Source organism: Thalassospira profundimaris WP0211 (assembly GCF_000300275.1).
Lineage (GTDB): Bacteria > Pseudomonadota > Alphaproteobacteria > Rhodospirillales > Thalassospiraceae > Thalassospira > Thalassospira profundimaris.
In genome coordinates this window covers 544,865-559,999 of record NZ_AMRN01000002.1, presented here as the reverse complement: position 1 = coordinate 559,999, position 15,135 = coordinate 544,865, and the positions used below count along the sequence as shown (strand labels likewise).

Sequence of the window (15,135 nt, the reverse complement as noted above, 5' to 3'; positions counted from 1 at the left end):
GTCGGAGGTTCGAATCCTCTCGCTCCGACCATCAGTCGGGCGGTCTTTCATCGAAAGGCCGCCCGTTTTCGTTTTCAAACGATTTCTTCCCCTGTGTTACGTCGAAAATGACACCATCTGTTGCATTTGCAATATCGCAAGACAGCATCCTTCGCCAAGATTGAAGCAACAATCGTCCCGACATCACCCTGGCGTCACACAGAATCCCGGGTACGAATCCCCCCACAATAATTGGGGTGATAAAACCAAAATCCCCTAAGCCGCGACGATCATACAGCTTTTTGACCCGGTATTTTCAAACGGCATGAATGAACGCCAAATGCGCATTCCCGTGCGGAATTCCTGCTTTCCACGCCTGACACGAAGTTTTCTTTTCGCACTGCAAAAGGATATTTTCTTTCGCAAACGGTGAAACAAACTTGCTCATCCTTGCGAAATACGCTTATGCTTCGCCCTGCAACATAAAAATCGGGGAGAATACCACCCAATAATAAAAGCAAAAGGTGGTGGTCGGCCTCACGTGGTATTACCAATTTCGGACTTCTTAGGGAGGAAGACGAATGACTTTTTCTAAAATGCTTAAATCCGCAACTTGTGCGGCCGTTCTTGCTGCGGTCGCGGTTGCGGCAGTACCTTCTGATGCGGATGCCCAGGATCGCGTTCGCTGGAAAATGGGCTCGACCTATCCGGGCAGCCTGACCCAGCTTGGTACGCTTGGCAAACGCGTCGACGAGAAGATCGACCAAGTTTCTGGCGGCAATATCAACATCAAATTCTATGAGCCGGGCGCACTTGTGCCGGCACTGGAAGTTTTCGATGCGGTTTCGACCGGCTCGATTGATGCGGCCTTCTCCACCCCGGGTTACTGGGCAGGTAAGGTTCCGGCCCTTCAGCTTTTCGGTGCCGTACCGTTCGGCCCGCAGGCAGGTGAATATCTGGCATGGGTCAAGTTTGGCGGTGGCCAGGAAATCTTTGACAAGCTTTATGCCGAACATGGCATCAAATCGCTGTTCTGCGGCCTGATCGCACCGGAAGCATCTGGTTGGTTCTCCAAGGAGATCAATTCCCCGGAAGACCTCAAGGGTCTGAAAATGCGCTTCTTCGGTCTTGGCGCGAAGGTGATGGAAAAACTTGGTGTGTCCACCCAGCTTCTGGCCGGTGGCGACATCTATCCGGCACTTGAACTTGGCACGATTGACGCGACCGAGTTCTCCATGCCGGCGATTGACTTGAAACTCGGCTTCCACCAGGTCGCAAAGTACTACTACTTCCCAGGCTGGCATCAGCAGTCGACACTGTTCGATCTGATGATGAACAAGGAAAAATGGGATGCGCTTTCCGATACGCAGCGTGCCCAGATCGAGTCCGTCTGTAACGACAACCTTGCATATGGCTTTGCAGAAGGTGAAGCGATCCAGTTCGACGCCCTGAAAGAACTTCAGGAAAAAGGCGTGAACATCAAGAAGTGGTCGCCGGAAATGCTCGATGCCATGCGTGGTGCCTGGGAAGAAGTCGCAGCCGAGCTTTCAGCTGAAGATGCGAACTTCAAAATGGCTTACGAAAGCCTCCAGAGCTTCCGCGAAAACTACAAGATCTGGAAAGACATCGGTTATCTCGATTAATCCAACAGGTCTGAACGACTGTTAAGTCAGTCGACAAAAACAAGTCTCGGCAAGGCCGGGTGCTCCGTGCCCCGGCCTTGACCGCGATAAGAAGACCCGGGAGACCTTCTATGGAAGCGCTACTGAAATTTAGTGACATCATCGATGCCATCGTGACCCGTGTGGGAAAGTGGGCAAGCCTGCTTGCGATACCATTGATGATCGTCATCTTGTACGACGTGATCCAGCGTAAATTCGGCGGTCAGGGATCCATCAAGCTCCAGGAGCTTGAATGGCACCTGCATACCGGCCTGTTTATGCTGTGCTTTGGCTTCGCCTATATTCGCGATGCACATGTTCGTATTGAACTTATCCGCGACAATCTTCGCCCCCGTACCCGCGCGATTGTCGAGATGATCGGTGGCATCATTTGCGTGCTGCCATTCTGTGCTTTGGTGCTGTATTTCGGGTTTGATTTTGTCGCCCGTTCCTTTGAAAGCGGCGAAGTATCGGCTTCAACAACGGGTCTGACCCATCGCTGGATCATCAAATCAACCATTCCCATCGGCTTTGGCCTTCTCGCCATGGCGGGGCTTTCGATCTTCCTGAAATGCTTCGTCTATGTCTTTGGCCCGACCAACCTGCACAAGCGCGCAGGCTATTACGTCGGGACCCACCATCTTGAAGAACTTGGCACTGCCAAGATCAAAGACTGAGCGGAACGGGGATAATTCCAAATGGATAACTTCTATATCGAAGACTGGTTTCCGCTGTTCATGTTTGCCTCGCTCGGCATTCTTGTCTTCACGGGACTTCCGGTTGCTTTCGTCATTTCCGGCATCGGGATCGGCTTTGGCTTCCTGGGCATGGCCTATGACGTTTTCTCGTTTATTGAATTTTTCAATATCGTTTCACGTATCTGGGGCGGCATCTCCGAAAACATGGTGATGGTTGCCGTGCCGATGTTCATTTACATGGGCACGATGCTTGAAAAAAGTGGTGTTGCAGAAGATCTTCTGGAATGCCTCAACATGCTGCTGCGCAAGGTGCCGGGCGGTCTTGCCCTTTCGGTAACCCTGATGGGCACCATCATGGCGGCAACCACCGGTATTATTGGCGCATCGGTTGTCATGATGACCTTGCTCGCCCTGCCGGTGATGATGCGTCGTAATTATGATCCGTCACTGGCCACCGGCACGATTGCGGCATCGGGTACGCTCGGCATTCTGATCCCGCCATCGATCATGCTGGTTCTGATGTCCGACCTTTTGTCGGTATCGGTTGGCAACCTGTTCCTGGCAGCGATCATTCCGGGTCTGCTCCTTGCAAGCTTGTACACGGTCTATATCTTTGTACGCTGTCAGCTGAACCCGTCGCTTGCCCCGCCGCTTCCAGAAGGCGAAGCCGTACACGGCAAAGACCTTGTCATGATGATGCTGCGCAGCTTCTTGCCACCGGTCTTCCTGATTGTTCTGGTTCTGGGTTCGATCTTTGCCGGCTTTGCCACCCCGACCGAGGCCGCAGGCGTTGGTGCGGTTGGTGCGACCTTCCTTGCACTGGTCAAGGGGCGCCTGAAATGGCCGGTCCTTAAGGATGTCTGCGAACGTTCGGCACTGACCGGCGCGATGCTGTTCTTCCTGTTTGCCGGTGCGACGGTGTTTTCCTACGTCTTCCGTTCGCTGGGCGGTGATGATCTGGTGATTGACCTTGTCGAAGGTGCCGGTCTTGGTCCATGGGGCATCTTGCTTCTGCTGATGCTGATCGTCTTTATCCTTGGCTTCTTCTTTGACTGGGTCGAGATCACCCTGATTGTTCTGCCGATCTTTGCACCGGTCATTGCCCAGCTTGATTTTGGGCATCACCTTGATATCGGCGGCCTCGAAGCCACCGAGGCACAGGTTCTGACCTGGTTTGCGGTCCTTGTGGCGGTGAACTTGCAAACAAGCTTCTTAACGCCACCGTTTGGGTTTGCCCTATTCTATCTCAAGGGTGTGGCGCCGAAATCCATCACCATCCAGCAGATCTACAAAGGCATCATTCCCTTCGTACTTCTGCAGGTTCTGGGTCTTATCCTCGTGATGTACTTCCCGGAACTGGCCCTGTGGATGCCCAATACGCTGCTTGAATAGCATGGCGTTTGGATAAGAACTGACAAAGGGCGCTGCCGGCATGGCAGCGCCCTTTTTGTTTGGCCAACGAAGCCCCAAAAGAAAACCGCCCGGATTACACATCGGGCGGTTTTGACTGCAAGATCATCGTGCTGACAGGCGAGATCAGTGATGCAACGCCCGTTCCCCCGGAAGCTGCAACATACGGCCCATCAGATAATCGACGTCATCTGAATCAAACTCGACCCCAAGATCACCGTACTGGGTCAGGACCCGTTCGATCATCCGGCGTGAATAGCGTTCCTTGTCATGTTCTTCACCATCAAAGGAAGTCTCGCGGGCAACTTCAATCGCCGCACGAACACCCGGAAAGAAATGTTCTGGCATGCCGGCCTTGTTATAGATCGCTTCAAGGCCGAACGGACCACTGTCATGAATAAGAATACGGGTATTGATCAACGAGACACCGGCACGTTTCGCCAATGCGGCCTCGAAAAAGGATACATCGCCCATGCAAAGTGCACGCAGGATCAAACCGCTTGTCAGACGCTTGTTGTTATAAAGATGTTCGACAAGCAGTTCGACATCGCGTTCCTCGACACCATCACCAAGAAGCCCGATGGTCGCGCTTTCCTGCGACTGGGTCATGACGGCGTTAACGATTCCCTCGGGGATGTGACCGCGTGAAATCAGTTGCGAACGCATCCGTTCGGACACCAGTGTCACCATGCGTTCGGCAATCGTGATTGGCAGATGATTGCGTTCGATCATCGGTTTCTGGATGCGTTCATTGTCGCCGAAATCATCAACGACCTTTTGCAGGGAAACCTCGCTGATTTCGGCACCCTGGTTTGACATCAGGTCGACCATCACGTCTTCATGGCCGATATCGACCAGCGTTGCCGAAACAACTTCGGAAACATATGACCGCGAAGCGATCGCACGCTGCTTTTCGACACTGTCGGCATTGTCACCGATGATGTCGACAAGGTCGTCGTCATTAAGAACTTCGGAAAATTCAAGAACCGGAAGCGCGACTTCGTCCACATCGCGGGCCAGCGTCGCGGCAACGTCGTGTGGCACCAAAGGTGTCTGGGCAAGGTTTTTGGCAAGGGCCTTGCGCACGCGGACTTCCGCGTCACGGATCATCAGACGGAAAATATCTTCGGCCAGGACACGTTCGCTGTCAGTCAGGGTCTCGGTCGTGAATTCACGACTGATCTTGTCGGCCGTGTCCGCGCGATTTTCCCCTGACGGGTCCTGAACCAGCTTGCTCAGATCTTCTTTGGTGATACGTGGCAATAGATATCTCCTGGCACGCTTCTCATATGGCTGCCAAATTTATGCCCAACATTATACTTCTGGCAGGAATTCGACAAACATATTTTCCTTAGTTGGGGCACAAGGTCCTGATTTTCAACCATCCTGTTGATCAATTGCCGAACCGGGATAATCCCCGTCCCTGATGGATTTCATCAAACCTTCTGCCACAATGGCAAAAACACACTATTTCAGTCTTAGGCCTTACACCAGCAATCAAAAGCATCTGAAATCTGGCAAATTTCGACAGCTCAGTCCAAAAATTGACTAAACTCAAATTTTTCACCATCACACTATGATAGATCTGGTTACCAGTTTTTGAAGATCAAGCGATCTTGTACTTGTTCGACGCATAACAATATCCCGCGTTGACCTTGCGTTTACCCACAAATGCGCCAGAAAGTGGTGCATTATCCCGATCACCGGGAACATCGAACTAAGAGAGAGGCTCAATAATGACGTTTTCGCGCAAACTGGTTCTCGTTGCCAGCTCCATCGCCTTCCTGTCTGCCGCGCCTGCGATTGCTGGTGATGCGGCGAAAGGTGAAAAACTTTTCAAGCGCTGTGCTGCTTGCCACAGCCTTGATGCTGGTGTGAACAAGGTCGGCCCAAGTCTTGCTGGCGCTTTCGGTCGTGAATGCGGCACGGTTAAAGGCTTCAAATACGGCAAGGGTTATCTTGCTGCCTGCGAAAAAGGCTTTGTTGCTGACGAAGCGTTCCTGACCGATTACCTCAAGGATCCGTCCGCGAAACTGAGCGAAATCGCAGGTTCCAAGGAACGCTCCAAAATGGCGTTCAAACTCAACAAAGATGAAGATGTTGCCGACATCATCGAGTTCCTGAAAGCTCAGTAGCACTTTCACGATCTCGCAATACGAAATGGCCGGAGCATCATGCCCCGGCCATTTTTGTTATTTGCACTCTGTTTACAATCTCTGGCAATGCGTCTTGGGTATTGCAGATACCTGTTGCGCAGGCTTGCTATGCCGCCTCGCGCCGACGCAAAAGTTCTTCGCCGACCGAACGCATCTGCTCCACCGTTGCGACATCAAGGGTCGCGGTAACTTCAAGATCACGATCTTCATACACGTCACGGTCGGGGTGTTTTTGCGCCCAGTCGGCCACCGCCTGATCGCGTTCGCGGATCAGCTGTTCAATCTGCGGCCGGAAAAGCACCATCATGCCCGACACCCAGCGATTGACCGGCCAGGACGGCTGGGCATGGTCGATGACAAAACCATCAAGCATGCCGATGACGTCTTCGGCGTCATACCAGACTTCGCCCGTGACCCAACGGTTGGTGGTAAACAATCGCTGGCAAAAGCCGAACTCATCCATCGAAAACGCGATCAAATGCGAAAGCGCATCGTTCGGCCCCTCGGGATAGGTGAAGCCTTCGATCTGTTTGGGTTTGCAGCCATCGGGCATGCCGCGCGGGCGCATGAAGGTATGGAAATGTCCGTGCTCGTCCCAGTCCCGGCGTTCTTCCTTGGGATGGGCATGATAATAGAACTGCGCATGTGACTGGCGATCATAGACATCGCCTTCGGGGTAGTGGTTCCATTCATAGAACGTCCCCGATCCCTTGATCAGTTCACCGACGATGTTATCGCCCGTCGCCGTCAGAACGCGGTGACATTCCATAACATCGCGTCCCGCGGCCAACATCTTTTCAAGCTGATCTGTCGGGATAGACGCCAAATCGAGTTTGTCTTCAGTCATTTCTTTACCAACATCGTTGCGATCCACCCGTTATTCCTTTTGCACAGAATAAGGCGGTTTGCGACCGATCACGCCAATAAACCCCTTTCAACAGTTAGTGATTTGATGGCGCTTTGCAACAATCGTCTCGGGCGATCAGTGATCGCGCATCACCCGAAAACCAATCAGGATGTGCTTGAGATATTCCGGGCGGGCGTGACGGGCAGCCGGGCGACAAACCCCGCACCCGCGATCATCCCATGATCCGCCCTTGACTGTCCGATAGCCCGGCTGGGAAGACGAAGACGTCCATTCAAACACCTGCCCGACACCGTCAAGCACACCATATGGCCCGGCTTCGAACTGACCGACAGGCATGGTATCAAACGGTCCGCTATCAGCACTGTTCAGGCGGCTTGCATCGAAAATATTTCCCCATGGGTAGAACGTACCATCCGGGCCACGCATCGCCTTTTCCCAATAAAGCTCGTCGGGCAAGTGCCAGCTTTCACGCGTCTTTTCGCTGAGCCAACGGGTATAGGCGTTGGCATCCTGCCACGACACCAGAACGACGGGATGATTGCCACGCCCGCGCGGGGGACGACCATCGTTCCAAAGGAATGGTACGATGGTGTCATAGTTATAAATCAGCCCCTGACGTTCCCAGTCTTCCTGGCTGATCGTTGGTGCGGGATGGCCAGTTTCTTCGACAAAAACCGCATACTGGTCGTTGGTTACCGGTGTTTTGCCGATATCATAGCCCAAAAGATGGACGCGCCATTTATCGGCTTCGAGATCATACCAACGGTTACGGCGGCTGATATCGTGGCCATAGACCTGCTCGTCAATCTGATAGGCATATTGCCGTTCGATTGAATCGGATCCCTGCCAGAACCAGCCAGACGGAATGTCGACCGTCTCGGGGATTCCATTACCTGCCGCCTCTGCGTTTCCCGCAAGGCCAACAACGCACGCAACAGCGCAGAACTTCCAGATTTCTGCGATACGTTCCCCGACTATCATACAAACTTCCGTCCTGATGGGCGGTGCGGCTCACGCTTTATTCAAACGAAACCCCAACTTATGCCCCCTTTATAACTGACCCCAAGATGCTGAACTTTTGCCGCACTTTCAATCGGTTTGACAGTTTTCAACCAGCATTTCTGACATGCATTTTATCTAATGGGCTTCTAATCAATTGTAGGCAAACACCTTTTTGAACACGACGGTCTCACATAACAGTGAAACCATGTGACGCCGCTTCGGTGAAGAATTGGATCATAGTGCGCTTACCGATGGGCGATGGAACGCCCCGGATTGAACCCGGATCTTCAGAGAGGCACGACATGACCAAGAAATCCATGACTTTCGCACAAAAGGCACTCATCCCGGCGATGGCAATCGGCACCAGCCTTGCCATGGCAACACCGATGGCGATGGCCGCCCCGCTTCCGGCACCGACCGCCGAAGTGGCAAGTTGCGCACCATGCAGCCCGTGTGCAGCCAATCCTTGTGCCGCGAACCCGTGTGCTGCTAACCCGTGTGCTGCCAAAAAAGTGGTTAACCCGTGCAGCCCGTGTGCGGCTAACCCGTGCGCAGCTAATCCATGTGCTGCGAAAAACCCGTGTGCGGCCAATCCGTGTGCGGCTAACCCTTGCGCCGCGAAGTAAATAACTGATCCGTCCCAACGGCAACGGGGGCGATGCAACGGCATCGCCCCCGTTCTCTATTCAAGCAGAAAAGCCGTCAAATCCTATTCGCGAACGACCATGACCGAACAATCGGCATGGCGCACAACGCGCGCGGCATTCGGCCCCAGAAGGTAATCCTTCAGTTCCGGGCGGTGGGACCCGATCACGATCAGGTCGCAATTGGTTTTCTTCGCGATCTGAAGGATGACCTCGTAAACCGTTCCCTGGCCCACGATGTGCTGCACCTTGATGTCTGACGGAATATGTTTAGCCACAAATTGATGCAGACGTTCGTTATAGGCTTCAAGAACCTTGGTTTCGTAGCCTTTCGGGAAGAATTGACCGACCATCGACATTCCAACCGTGGGTACCACGGTCAGAACATGAAGGCGCGCGCCAAAGCTTTGCGCCTGCTTGATTGCAACCGGCACGGCCTTCTTCCAGGAAGACTCATGATCAAGATCTACTGTGACCAGAATATCCTTGTACATGTTCAATCTCCCAGTCAGGCCGTACCAAGCGCGTCTTCACTGCGCTTGCGTCGGCGTTGAAGAACAATAATCCCACCCAGCAACAGGAAGGCCGGGATAAAGAAGACTTCCTTGGCCGGACGATCAGCCTCGACCTTTACCGCGGTGATTTCAAAGTCGAAATCAAGCCCGGCTTTCTCGGCCGGACCAGCAAAGACCAGATCGTCGATATAGATACGACCATCCTCATTCCGGATACCGATACCGGCGTGATAAAGGCGATCCTCACCCGCGCCTGCCGGACCAAGCGGCAGCATCACGGATTTGGAAACCTCATCCCCTTCGATGCTGATGCCTTCGACATCCAGGAGGATGTTTGATTCAGGCGGCATGTTGGCCGCATCTTCGACAATGGTTGTCGCCGGCAGGTTTTCATAAGGCGGCGCAATCATGTCGAGCCAGAAACCCGGCCGGAACAAGGTGAACGCGATCAACAGCAGTGCCGCACTTTCCCAAAGCTTGGAGCGGGCAAAGAAATAACCCTGCGTCGCTGCGGCAAAGACCAGCATGGCGATTGTCGAAACAATGATCACCATCACCACATCCAGCGGATGATCCAGACCGATCATCAGAAGTTGCGTGTTGAACAGGAACAGGAACGGCAGAACAGCTGTGCGCATCGAGTAGAAGAACGCAACCAGACCCGTCTTCATCGGATCAGCCCCCGATACGGCGGCCGCGGCAAAGGAGGCCAAACCGACCGGAGGGGTCACATCAGCCATGATGCCGAAATAGAAGACGAACAGGTGAACTGCGATCAACGGCACGATCAGTCCGTTTGCCGCGCCAAGTTCGACAATCACCGGTGCCATCAGGCTCGAAACCACGATGTAGTTTGCCGTGGTCGGAAGCCCCATGCCAAGGATCAGGCTGATCACGGCGGTGAAGATCAGGATCAGCATCAAATTGCCGCCCGAAATCAGTTCGACGAATTCAACCATCACCTGACCGATACCGGTCAGTGACACCGTGCCAACGATGATACCGGCGGCGGCGGTTGCCACACCGATACCGATCATGTTGCGGGCACCGGTGGCAAAACCGTCGATCACGTCGATCAAGCCAAGCTTAAGATCGTTGGAAACATTGCGGCTTTTGCGGAAGATGCCCTTGGCAGCATGCTGGGTCAGCATGATGAAGATCATCAGAACCGTTGCCCAGAAGGCCGACAGCCCCGGTGATTTCAACTCAATCATCAGGAACCAGACCAGAACCACAACCGGCAGCAGATAATGCAAGCCAGCCTTGGCGGTTTCACCCAAAGCCGGCAATTCGACCACCGGCTGGTTGGGATCATCCATTTCAAGGTCAGGATATCTTGCCGCGTAATAAAGCCCCGCCAGATAAATCGCAGCGCACTCGAGCGCGACAATCCAACCAACGGCATCACCAAATAGCTGCTTCTGGAAGACAATGGCGTAATAAACCAGCCCCGAAAGCACGACGAGTGACAGCACGAACAAAAGTGATCTGATCAGCGTTTGACCAAGGGTCGAGGTCACCCGTTTCGGCAGGCCCTTCATGTTCGCCTTAAGCGCCTCAAGGTGAACAATGTAGATCAGCGCGATATAGGAAATCGTAGCTGGCAGGAAGGCATGTTTGATGACTTCCGGGTAAGGAATGCCGACATATTCAACCATCAGGAAGGCCGCAGCCCCCATCACAGGCGGCATGATCTGACCATTGACCGAGGAGGCGACTTCCACCGCACCGGCCTTCTCGCCCGAGAAACCAACGCGCTTCATCAGCGGAATGGTAAAGGTACCGGTCGTCACAACGTTGGCAATCGAGGAGCCTGAAATAAGCCCCGTCATCGCCGATGACAAAACAGCGGCCTTTGCCGGGCCACCACGCATGTGACCAAGGGCGGCAAAGGCAACCTTGATGAAGTAATTGCCTGCACCCGCCTTATCGAGAAGCGATCCAAACAGGACAAACAGGAACACAAAGCTGGTTGATACGCCAAGCGCGATACCAAACACGCCTTCGGTGGTGATCCACTGATGCGACATCGCCTTGGAGAAGCTCGCCCCACTCCATTGCAGAACGTCGGGCACCCACGGTGCATTGCCAAAGAAGACATATGCCAGGAACACCATCGCAACGATCATCAAGGGCGGGCCAAGTGCGCGACGGGTTGCCTCAAGCAGCATGACGAGACCAACGCCAGCCGCAACAAGGTCGCCCGTCGTCGGAAGCCCGGGACGATCCGAGATTTCACGATAGAAAATGTAAATATAGGCCGCGCAAAACGCGCCGACCGCTGCCAGCACCCAATCCATGATCGGGATATAACTGCGCGGCGAATTCTTGAAGGCCGGATAGGCCATAAAGGCCAGGAAAATTGCAAAAGCGAGATGGATCGACCGTGCCTCGGTCGAGTTCAAAACGCCGAAATTAAAGATAAATGGCAATGGCGAGGCCAGCCAAAGCTGGAACAGTGACCATGCAACCGCAAGCCACAGCAATATTTTCGCCGTCAAACCACTTGGTTGACGGGCCCCTGTATCATTTTCCGCAATCAGGTCCTGCAGCCCCTGATCGACGGACACATTTTCCGTATTCTTGTCGTCAGTCATCACAAACTCCCGGTCACTACGAAAGCCATTTGAACTGGGGGTCCAGAAACAAAAAGCCTCCGTCGACACACACCCGGTCCCCTACGGAGTACTCCAACACCTGAATAACGGTGTTCATTTTATTCAATTTTTGTGAGCAAACCCGTCGGGCGCAAAAGAAAAACGGAGGGCGATAAACGCCCTCCGCCCAAAGCCTGATTACATCAGGCCAGCTTCTTTGTAGTACTGAGCTGCGCCGTCATGCAGCGGAGCCGACAGGCCGTCCTTGATCATTTCTTCTTTTTTCAGGACTTCAAATGCCGGATGCAGCTTTTTGAAGTCGTCGAAGTTTTCAAAGACTGCTTTGACAACGTTGTAGACGATGTCGGCATCGGTGTTGGTCGAGGACACAAAGGTCGCACCGACACCAAAGGTCACAACATCATCCGGGTTACCACGGTACATGCCGCCCGGGATGGTGGCTGCACGGTAGTACGGGTTGTCAGCGATCAGCTTTTCAATTTCCGGGCCAGCAACTTCAACCAGAACCGAATCACAGGCAGTGGTTGCTTCCTGGATCGAACCGGACGGGTGACCAACGGTGTAGATCATCGCGTCGATCTTGTTGTCGCAAAGCGCCTGGGACTGCTCAGCCGGCTTCAGTTCGGATGCCAGCGAGAAGTCATCAAGGGTCCAGCCTTTTGCAGCAAGAACGATGTCCATGGTACCGCGCTGACCGGAACCCGGGTTACCGATGTTCACGCGCTTGCCTTTGAGGTCGTCAAAGGTCTTGATGCCGGCATCTGCACGGGCAACAACGGTGAACGGCTCCGGATGGACGGAGAATACAGCGCGCAGGTCTTCGAACGGACCCTGGTCTTCGAATTTCGAAGTCCCGTTATAGGCATGGTACTGCCAGTCAGACTGGGCAACACCCATGTCCAGCTCGCCGGTACGAATGGTGTTGATGTTGTAGACCGAACCACCCGTGGATTCGACCGAGCAACGAATGCCGTGCTCTTTGCGATCCTTGTTGACCAGACGGCAGATCGCGCCACCGGTCGGATAGTACACACCAGTCACACCACCGGTACCGATGGTAATGAAACGGTTTTCCTGTGCCGAGGCCTGACCGGCAAACAGCGAGGCGCCAGCAATCGCAGCGACTGCACCCGCTACAGCGATAAGTTTTTTCATTAGGATTCGCTCCCTTTTTACACCCTATTATCAGGCATTCAAATGTTCGACATCGAACAACTGAATCAAACGGAAACATCAGAAAAATCAGATGTTTCGACGATGGGGATTATAGTGTCCGACTTGGCGGAATAAAACCCTATAACCCCGAAACCTCCTGACGAAATTCAGTATTTGTGCGTATTGTCCGGTTCTTTTTGCCCCTCCTACCACATGGGTTGCATAATCTGGCGGGCCTGTTCACCTGTCGCGATCTTCCGCCCCATCAGGATCGAACCATCATGTGCCTGGGCAATAAGTTCAGCATTGTTCGAAGCAGGCGATCCGTCAACCCTAAGGTGATTATTTTCAAATCCGATACGCGCATGCCCACCCAGTCCAGCGCCCGTCAGAATGCAGGCGTTTTCATAAGGCCCAAACGCACACAGCATCCATTCCGAGACATATGAACTGGCCCCGATAAACGGCAAAAGTTCGAAGGGTTGCGACACCTGACCCGCGGTGTAGCGGCCCAGCACGAACAAGACCGGGAATTTGTCGCCGGGCAGAACGCCGATTTCAACAAGCTGATTAAAGCGCGCCACATCTTCAGGCGCATACAGGATCAGTTGCGGTGCGATTTTGGCTTCGCGCATGAATTCGAAAAACGATTTGAGTGCATTGAGGTCAGCATCGACGGGTGCAATTTCACGCACAGCGATTGACACCGCCTCTGGCTGCAGGTTTATGATCATTTCCATCTGCTGCTGGGCTGTATAAATGCCAACCGCCTCGGTCGTGACCTGCAACAGCATATCGTCACCAACCGATGATCTGACCTCGGTCAGCATTTCGCGATAACGACCAACATCGAGGCTGTGTTTTTGATCCTCATCGCGAACATGCAGATGCATCATCGATGCACCGGATGCCTTGCATTCCAAAGCCGTCCTTGCGACTTCGGCTGGCGTGATGGGAATATTTGGTAAATCGGCCTTTGTCTTGCGCGCACCATTTGGGGCCGAGGCAATCAGAAACGGTTTGTCACCATATCCCATCACGCCAGTCCCTCGGCCTTAAAGACATCATCAAGCGCACAGGCAAACAGATCGACAATCTTGGCGACATCGTTTTCATCAATGATGAAGGCCGGGGCAAACAACACATGGTCGCCGCGAACGCCATCAATCGTGCCGCCCATCGGATAGGCCATCAGACCGCGTGCAAAGGCCGCCTTCTTGATCTTGGCATTGATTTTAAGGGTGGGATCAAACGGGTCCTTGGTTTCACGGTCCGCCACAAGCTCCACCCCGCGAAACAGGCCGCGTCCGCGGATATCACCAACAAACGGATGCTGGCCCAGTTTTGCCTGAAGTGCCGTGACAAGGTTTTCGCCCTGTTTAACGACATTGGCCAGAAGGTTGCGTTCCTTGATGGCGCGTTGGGTCGCAAGCGCAGCCGCACAGGCGGTTGCATGCCCCTGATAGGTGTGACCGTGCTGGAAGAAACCCGATCCATTGGCAATGGCATCGTTGATTTTCTTTGACACAAGCACGGCACCAATCGGCTGGTAACCTGCCCCAAGCCCCTTGGCGATGGTTTGCAGATCGCCAGAAATGCCTTCCTGCTCAATCGCGTGCAGGGTGCCGGTGCGCCCCATGCCGCACATGACTTCATCAAGGATCAGCAACACACCATATTTGTCGCAAATCTCGCGCACGCGTTTGAAGTAGCCTGGCACCGGTGCCAGCGCACCGGCGGTTGCCCCGACAACCGGTTCGGCGACGAATGCCGCCACGCTTTCCGCCCCAAGCTCAAGGATCGCGGTTTCCAGTTCTTTGGCAACGCGAAGGCCATAGGCCTCTGGCGTTTCGTCATCACGCTGATCACGATACTGATAAACAGGTGCGATGTGACTTGCGGTGATCAGAAGCGGTTCGAACTGTTTGCGCCGCCACATATTGCCACCAACCGACAGCGCGCCAAGCGTATTGCCGTGATAGGATTGGCGACGGGCGATGACGTATTTACGGTCCGGCTGCCCGATTTCCAAAAAATACTGGCGCGCCATTTTAAGGGCTGCCTCAGTGGCCTCCGACCCGCCGGAAACAAAATAGACTTTGTCGATGCCTTCGGGCGCCGATGCGACCAGTTCATCGGCGAGTTCTTCCATCGCATCGGATGAAAAGAACCCGGAATGGGCATAGGCAATCTGATCAATCTGCGCATGCATGGCAGCACGGACATCCGGATCGGAATGCCCAAGGCATGACACGGCTGCCCCACCGCAAGCATCAAGATAACTCTTTCCGTTCTGGTCAAAAATATAGATCCCCTCCCCCCTGACTGCGCGTGGGGGGATGGATGTGCTCGAGCGGTGCAGAACACGTGTTCCGCCATTCGGGATCGGGACAGAGGATCGGGCAGAGTTTGACGCGTTGGTCATGATC

At 53.9% G+C, this 15,135-nt stretch carries 13 protein-coding genes; 4 read left to right on the top strand and 9 right to left on the bottom strand.

The features are described 5' to 3' along the window. The first annotated feature begins 560 nt into the window (after positions 1 to 560). From TH2_RS06745 to TH2_RS06735, 3 genes are all read left to right on the top strand, one after another. Positions 561 to 1,622 (top strand): TRAP transporter substrate-binding protein, encoded by a 1,062-nt coding sequence (locus TH2_RS06745; RefSeq protein WP_174713873.1) that lies wholly within the window; start codon positions 561 to 563, stop codon positions 1,620 to 1,622. 110 nt (positions 1,623 to 1,732) lie between these two features. Then, the gene (locus TH2_RS06740; protein WP_008889658.1) at positions 1,733 to 2,317 is read left to right on the top strand and encodes a TRAP transporter small permease subunit; all 585 of its coding nucleotides are present in this window, start codon (positions 1,733 to 1,735) and stop codon (positions 2,315 to 2,317) included. Between the two features lie 21 nt (positions 2,318 to 2,338). Continuing rightward, complete coding sequence (locus tag TH2_RS06735; RefSeq protein ID WP_008889657.1) at positions 2,339 to 3,730, top strand: TRAP transporter large permease; 1,392 nt, start codon at positions 2,339 to 2,341, stop codon at positions 3,728 to 3,730. Positions 3,731 to 3,874: 144 nt separating this feature from the next. Here the strand turns inward: TH2_RS06735 and spbR are convergent, their stop codons facing one another. After that, complete coding sequence (gene spbR / locus TH2_RS06730) at positions 3,875 to 5,011, bottom strand: SpbR family protein (protein WP_008889656.1); 1,137 nt, start codon at positions 5,009 to 5,011, stop codon at positions 3,875 to 3,877. A 473-nt stretch (positions 5,012 to 5,484) separates the two neighbouring features. On the opposite strand from spbR, the gene TH2_RS06725 reads away from it, so the two are divergent. After that, positions 5,485 to 5,883 carry a c-type cytochrome gene (locus TH2_RS06725; protein ID WP_008889655.1) on the top strand — a complete coding sequence of 133 codons (399 nt, stop codon included), beginning with the start codon at positions 5,485 to 5,487 and terminating at the stop codon, positions 5,881 to 5,883. Between the two features lie 127 nt (positions 5,884 to 6,010). On the opposite strand, the gene TH2_RS06720 is transcribed toward TH2_RS06725, so the two are convergent. The 8 genes from TH2_RS06720 to TH2_RS06685 all read right to left on the bottom strand — a co-directional run bounded on the left by TH2_RS06720 (position 6,011) and on the right by TH2_RS06685 (position 15,131). Next, entirely contained in the window at positions 6,011 to 6,778 is a 768-nt protein-coding gene (locus tag TH2_RS06720; protein ID WP_008889654.1) for a DUF6969 family protein, read from the bottom strand. A 108-nt stretch (positions 6,779 to 6,886) separates the two neighbouring features. After that, entirely contained in the window at positions 6,887 to 7,753 is an 867-nt protein-coding gene (locus tag TH2_RS06715; RefSeq protein WP_008889653.1) for a formylglycine-generating enzyme family protein, read from the bottom strand. A 208-nt stretch (positions 7,754 to 7,961) separates the two neighbouring features. Then, positions 7,962 to 8,237, bottom strand: coding sequence for a hypothetical protein (locus tag TH2_RS21230; protein ID WP_157193886.1), 276 nt, complete (start codon positions 8,235 to 8,237; stop codon positions 7,962 to 7,964). Positions 8,238 to 8,483: 246 nt separating this feature from the next. Beyond that, positions 8,484 to 8,912, bottom strand: coding sequence for a universal stress protein (locus tag TH2_RS06705; protein WP_008889651.1), 429 nt, complete (start codon positions 8,910 to 8,912; stop codon positions 8,484 to 8,486). Positions 8,913 to 8,926: 14 nt separating this feature from the next. Continuing rightward, positions 8,927 to 11,530, bottom strand: a complete 2,604-nt coding sequence (locus tag TH2_RS06700; protein ID WP_008889650.1) for a TRAP transporter permease — start codon at positions 11,528 to 11,530, stop codon at positions 8,927 to 8,929. 198 nt (positions 11,531 to 11,728) lie between these two features. Next, a complete protein-coding gene (locus TH2_RS06695; protein WP_008889649.1) occupies positions 11,729 to 12,706 on the bottom strand; it encodes a TAXI family TRAP transporter solute-binding subunit in 978 nt (325 codons plus the stop codon). 206 nt (positions 12,707 to 12,912) lie between these two features. Then, entirely contained in the window at positions 12,913 to 13,743 is an 831-nt protein-coding gene (locus TH2_RS06690) for a beta-keto acid cleavage family enzyme (protein WP_008889648.1), read from the bottom strand. Further along, the gene (locus TH2_RS06685) at positions 13,743 to 15,131 is read right to left on the bottom strand and encodes an aspartate aminotransferase family protein (RefSeq protein WP_008889647.1); all 1,389 of its coding nucleotides are present in this window, start codon (positions 15,129 to 15,131) and stop codon (positions 13,743 to 13,745) included. Before TH2_RS06685 ends, TH2_RS06690 begins: the two co-directional genes overlap by 1 nt. Between the last annotated feature and the right edge of the window lie 4 nt (positions 15,132 to 15,135).